The organism is Actinosynnema sp., from assembly GCF_052038725.1.
The window spans coordinates 1-4,689 of sequence record NZ_JBQGCX010001206.1 but is presented as its reverse complement, the minus strand read 5'-3'; the positions used below and the strand labels follow the sequence as shown (position 1 = coordinate 4,689).

General features: G+C 71.3%; 7 protein-coding genes. All 7 read left to right on the top strand.

The window, feature by feature from the left end:
• The coding region (locus ACTUAL_RS25380) for a flagellar hook-length control protein FliK (RefSeq protein WP_440902009.1) at window positions 1-709 on the top strand (709 nt) is incomplete at its 5' end.
• 28 nt (window positions 710-737) lie between these two features.
• Window positions 738-1,157, top strand: a complete 420-nt coding sequence (locus ACTUAL_RS25375; protein ID WP_096492843.1) for a flagellar hook assembly protein FlgD — start codon at window positions 738-740, stop codon at window positions 1,155-1,157.
• Between the two features lie 60 nt (window positions 1,158-1,217).
• On the top strand, window positions 1,218-2,048 hold the full coding sequence (locus tag ACTUAL_RS25370; RefSeq protein WP_096492842.1) for a flagellar hook-basal body protein: 831 nt from the start codon (window positions 1,218-1,220) through the stop codon (window positions 2,046-2,048).
• A gap of 138 nt (window positions 2,049-2,186) precedes the next feature.
• Entirely contained in the window at window positions 2,187-2,486 is a 300-nt protein-coding gene (locus tag ACTUAL_RS25365) for a flagellar FlbD family protein (protein WP_232519794.1), read from the top strand.
• The gene (locus ACTUAL_RS25360) at window positions 2,487-3,260 is read left to right on the top strand and encodes a motility protein A (protein WP_096492840.1); all 774 of its coding nucleotides are present in this window, start codon (window positions 2,487-2,489) and stop codon (window positions 3,258-3,260) included.
• Window positions 3,260-4,153: a flagellar motor protein MotB gene (locus tag ACTUAL_RS25355; protein ID WP_096492839.1), complete on the top strand. Its 894-nt coding sequence runs from the start codon at window positions 3,260-3,262 to the stop codon at window positions 4,151-4,153. The genes ACTUAL_RS25360 and ACTUAL_RS25355 overlap by 1 nt, the downstream gene beginning before the upstream one ends.
• A gap of 25 nt (window positions 4,154-4,178) precedes the next feature.
• Window positions 4,179-4,628: a flagellar basal body-associated FliL family protein gene (locus ACTUAL_RS25350; RefSeq protein ID WP_440902008.1), complete on the top strand. Its 450-nt coding sequence runs from the start codon at window positions 4,179-4,181 to the stop codon at window positions 4,626-4,628.
• Window positions 4,629-4,689: the final 61 nt, after the last annotated feature.

Here is a 4,689-nt window from a genome sequence, read left to right as displayed (position 1 = left end):
CCCCCGGGACGACCCGCGCGCGCAGCCCGCGCCCGCGACCGCAGCCGCGGCGGTCACCTCGCAGGTGACGGCCCAGGTGACGGCGGTCCAGGCCGCCGCGCAGCCCACCCCCCGGGGCCTCGCCCGCACGGGCGCGGCGGTGGAGGAGCGGGCGTCCGCCGAGGTGGGGCTGGACGGCGTCGCCGCCGCAGGCCACGCCTCGCTGGCCGCGCAGGCCCCGACCGCGCCCACCCCCCAGGTGGCCGCACCGGCGCCCGCGCAGGCCCCGGCCGCGCCGCAGCCGGTCCCGCAGCTGCCGCCCAGCTCCCAGCTGGCGGCGGCGCTCGCCCCGCTGCGCGGGCGCAACGGCGTGCACGAGCTGACCGTGCACCTGCACCCGCTGGACCTGGGTCCGATCGCGGTGACCGCGCAGGTCAACGGCGACCAGATCCAGCTGACCCTGAGCGGGGCCACCGAGACCGGGCGGGACGCGCTGCGCGCGGCGCTGCCCGACCTGCGCCGGGAGATGGAGCGCGCCGGGTTCGGCGCGACCTCCTTCACCGGCGGCCAGGACGGCGGCGGCCAGCAGCGCGGGTCGTGGCAGTCCCCGGCCGAGCGCGGCTTCGGCCCGCGCCCGGCGATGACCGCCTCGGCGTTCGGCAGCACCACCCAGACCACCGCGACCGGGGCGACCACGCGCGCCACCGGATCGCTGGACCTGCGCGCCTGATCCGCGCGCCCGCCCCCACGGAGAGACCATGACCAGCCCCATCGGCGGCGCCGGGTCGACGCAGGCCACCACCCCCAACCAGACGAGCGCGGGCTCCGCGCTGGGCTCGCTGGGCGGGGACGCGTTCCTCAAGCTCCTCGTCGCCCAGCTCAAGTACCAGGACCCGAGCAACCCCACGGACTCCACCGCGTTCATGGCGCAGACCGCGCAGCTGACCTCGGTGGACAAGCTCAACTCGATCGCGCAGCAGCAGACGCAGCTGGTCGCCTCGCAGCTGAGCGCACAGGCGGCGGGGCTGGTGGGCCGAGAGGTCACCTACACCACCGCGAGCGGTGACCGGGCGAGCGGCATCGTCTCCTCGACGACCTTCGGCTCCGCGCCCACGCTGCGCGTCGGCGCCGTCGACGTGCCGCTCTCCTCCATCACCGGAACGAGCGCGCAGGCCTAGCGCCTGCCTGCCGATCAGACCAGTAGCACCCTCACTCCACTCCACAGGGAGAACAAGCACATGCTCCGTTCGCTGTTCAGCGGCATCAGCGGTCTCCGCGCCCACCAGCAGATGATGGACGTGACCGGCAACAACATCTCGAACGTCAACACGACGGGCTTCAAGTCCTCGCAGACGGTGTTCGAGGACACGCTCAGCCAGACCCTGCGCGCCGCCCAGGCCGCGGGCGCCAACACCGCCGCGACGAACCCGGCCCAGGTGGGTCTGGGCGTGCGGACCGCGGGCATCAACACGAACTTCAACCAGGGCACCACGCAGAGCACCGGCCGCAACACGGACATGCTCATCCAGGGCGACGGGTTCTTCGTCGTCAACTCCTCGGGCCAGCAGCTGTACACCCGCGCGGGCGCCCTGTCGTTCGACGCGGCGGGCCAGCTCACCACCCCGGCGGGCGGCATCCTGCAGGGCTGGATGGCCAACGGCGCGGGCGTGGTCGACAAGAACCAGCCGGTGGCGGGCCTGACCGTCGACAAGGGCACCTACACCAGCTTCAGCGTCTCCGGCGACGGCACGATCGTGGGCGTGCTGGCCAACGGCACGCCGCGCACGGTCGGCCAGATCGCCATGGCGAACTTCGCCAACCCCGGCGGCCTGGACAAGGCGGGCGGCTCGTTCTACCGGGCCACCGTCAACTCCGGCCCGGTCCAGATCGGCGGCGCGGGCGACAACGGCACCGGCACCGTCGTGTCCGGCGCGCTGGAGATGTCCAACGTGGACCTCTCGCAGGAGTTCACCAACCTGATCATCGCCCAGCGCGGGTTCCAGGCGAACTCGAAGGTGATCACCTCGTCGGACGAGATCCTGCAGGACCTGATGAACCTCAAGCGCTAACGGGTGAAGGGCGGCCGGGCCTTCTCCACCCCGGCCGCCCTTCGTTCCCCCTCAGGAGTGAAGGCGCACTGCCGTTTGTAACGCCACGGACCCACGGACGGGCCCGATGCCCGACATCCAAGGACGGAAGCCGTGATCGTGCTCAACAGATTGAACGGTCAGCCCTTCGCGCTGAACCCGGACCTGATCGAACGCGCGGAGTCCAACCCGGACACCGTGGTCACGCTCCTCAGCGGCGCCAAGTACGTGGTGGCGCAGACCATCGAGGAGATCTCCGACCTGGTGCGCAGGCACCGCGCCGGGGTGCTGAGCCTGGCGCAGGACCCCGCTCCCGCCGAGCACCCCCCGGTTCCCCGACGCAGGATGCGCGTCGCCCCCGACCCGGTCGAGCCGACCGAGCCGTCGGTGCTGCGACTGCCCACGGACAGGGAGCTGTAGATGGACCCCGCAAGCATCGCGGGCACCGTCCTCGTCTTCGTCGCGATCTTCGTCTCGACGGCGCTCGAAGGCGGCAACCCGCTCTCGATGTTCCTGCTCCCGCCCATCCTGCTGGTCGTGTTCGGCACGATCGGCGCGGTGATGGCCAGTGGTGTCATGCGCGACAGCATGAGCCTGCCCGCGCTGCTCAAGCGCGCGTTCCTGGCGCCGAAGATGGACGGCTCCGTGGTGGTCGAGTCGATCGTCTCGCTGGCCGACCGGGCCCGCCGCGAGGGCCTGCTGGCCCTGGAGGAGGAGGCCAAGAAGGTGGAGGACCCGTTCCTGCGCCGCGGCCTCGTGCTGGCGATCGACGGCATGGACTCCAAGGAGATCCGGGAGATCCTCGAAGGCGAGATCGAGACCAAGCAGCGCTACGACAAGGTCGGCGTGAAGATGTTCACCGACATGGGCGCCCTCGCGCCCACGATCGGCATCATCGGCACCGTGCTCGGCCTGATCCACGTGCTGGAGAACCTGAGCGACCCGGCCAAGCTCGGCCACCTGATCGCGGGCGCGTTCGTGGCGACCCTGTGGGGCGTCATGACGGCCAACGCGATGTGGCTGCCCATCGGCAGCCGCCTCAAGCGCATCAGCGACCTGGAGTGCGAGCAGATGCAGGTGGTCGTGGAGGGCGTGCTGGCCATCCAGGCGGGCTCCAACCCGCGCCTGGTCGGGCAGAAGCTGCGCGCCATGGTCGCCACCGGCCCGCCCGAGGCAGAGAAGAAGGCCGCCTGATGTCCGGCGGCGGAGGTGGCAAGGGCAAGAAGCACCAGGAGGAGGAGCACGTCAACCACGAGCGGTGGATGGTCACCTACGCGGACATGATCACGCTGCTCATGGTGCTCTTCATCGTCATGTTCGCCATGTCCTCGGTGGACTCGCAGAAGTTCCAGGAGCTGAAGAAGAGCCTGGCGGGCGCGTTCAGCGGCTCGGACCACATCACGGTGTTCGGCGCGGGCGGCGCGGGCAGCGCCAACGGCGGCATCAACCCCGACCCGGTGGACCTCAAGAGCGAGGCGAGCGGGTCGGGGAGCACGCAGGACCTGAGCTCGAAGGCCGCGCAGGAGGCGGTCCAGCAGGCCGACCGCGAGAAGGCCGCCAAGAACCTGAAGGCCGCCGAGGCGGAGGTCCAGCACCTCAAGGAGCTGGGCGAGCAGATGGCGAAGCAGTTGCAGGACCAGGGCCTGGGCGGGACCGCCCAGTTCCGGGTGGACGACCGGGGCCTGGTGGTCACGGTGGTCACCACGTCGGTGGTCTTCGCGGGCGACCGCGCCGAGCTGCTGCCCGACGGGCAGCGGATCGTCGACGCGCTGGCGCCGGTGCTGAAGTCCGTCGGCAACCGGGTCGAGGTGGACGGGCACACCAACCAGCTGCCCGTGGCCACGGTGAACTACCCGAGCAGCTGGGAGCTGTCCACGGCGCGCGCGTCCAGCGTGGTGCGCTACCTGATCGAGCGGGACGGCCTGGCCGCGTCGCGGCTGACCGCGGTCGGCTACGCCGACACCAGGCCGCTGTACGACCCCGCGGACCCCAGGTCGGTGACCGGCAACCGCCGGGTGGAGGTCGTGGTGCTGTCCGACCAGCCCACCGAGGTCCGCACGCTGCTGCCCGCCGCAGCGGCCGAGTGACGAGAGAGCCAGAGGAGGACGAGAGATGGCCAAGGACGACAAGAAGGCTGAGAAGGACAAGCCCGAGGAGGGCGAGGGCAAGGGCGGTGGCAAGACGAAGCTGCTGATCATCGTCGCCGTCGCGGTGCTCGCCCTCGGCGGCGCCGGGAGCTGGTTCTTCCTGTTCCGCGACAGCACCCCGGCCCCGCCGGAGCCGGGCACGGTGGTCGCGCTGGACTCGATCACGATGAACCTGGCGGACGGGCACTACCTGAAGCTGAAGCTCTCGCTCCAGCAGACCAAGGACGCGGCCGAGGACGTGGACGGCAGCAAGGCCCTGGACCTGGTGGTCAGCGAGTTCAGCAACCGGTCGATCGCGGAGCTGTCCAGCAACGAGGCCCGCGAGAGCCTGAAGGCCGCGCTGCAGGAGAAGGTCGTGTCCGCGTACGAGGACCTGGTGATGGGCATCTACTTCACGGAGTTCGTGACCCAGTGACCCCGATCCGGTGACCGGGGCCGGTGGCCCAGCCCCGGTCCCGCGATCCGCGAAGGCAGCC

Excerpts from the sequence above, each read along its gene's own strand:
- ACTUAL_RS25375 (WP_096492843.1), top strand. The coding sequence starts at position 738 with ATGACCAGCCCCATCGGCGGCGCCGGGTCGACGCAGGCCACCACCCCC.
- ACTUAL_RS25370 (WP_096492842.1), top strand. The coding sequence starts at position 1,218 with ATGCTCCGTTCGCTGTTCAGCGGCATCAGCGGTCTCCGCGCCCACCAG.
- ACTUAL_RS25360 (WP_096492840.1), top strand. The coding sequence starts at position 2,487 with ATGGACCCCGCAAGCATCGCGGGCACCGTCCTCGTCTTCGTCGCGATC.
- ACTUAL_RS25355 (WP_096492839.1), top strand. The coding sequence starts at position 3,260 with ATGTCCGGCGGCGGAGGTGGCAAGGGCAAGAAGCACCAGGAGGAGGAG.
- ACTUAL_RS25350 (WP_440902008.1), top strand. The coding sequence starts at position 4,179 with ATGGCCAAGGACGACAAGAAGGCTGAGAAGGACAAGCCCGAGGAGGGC.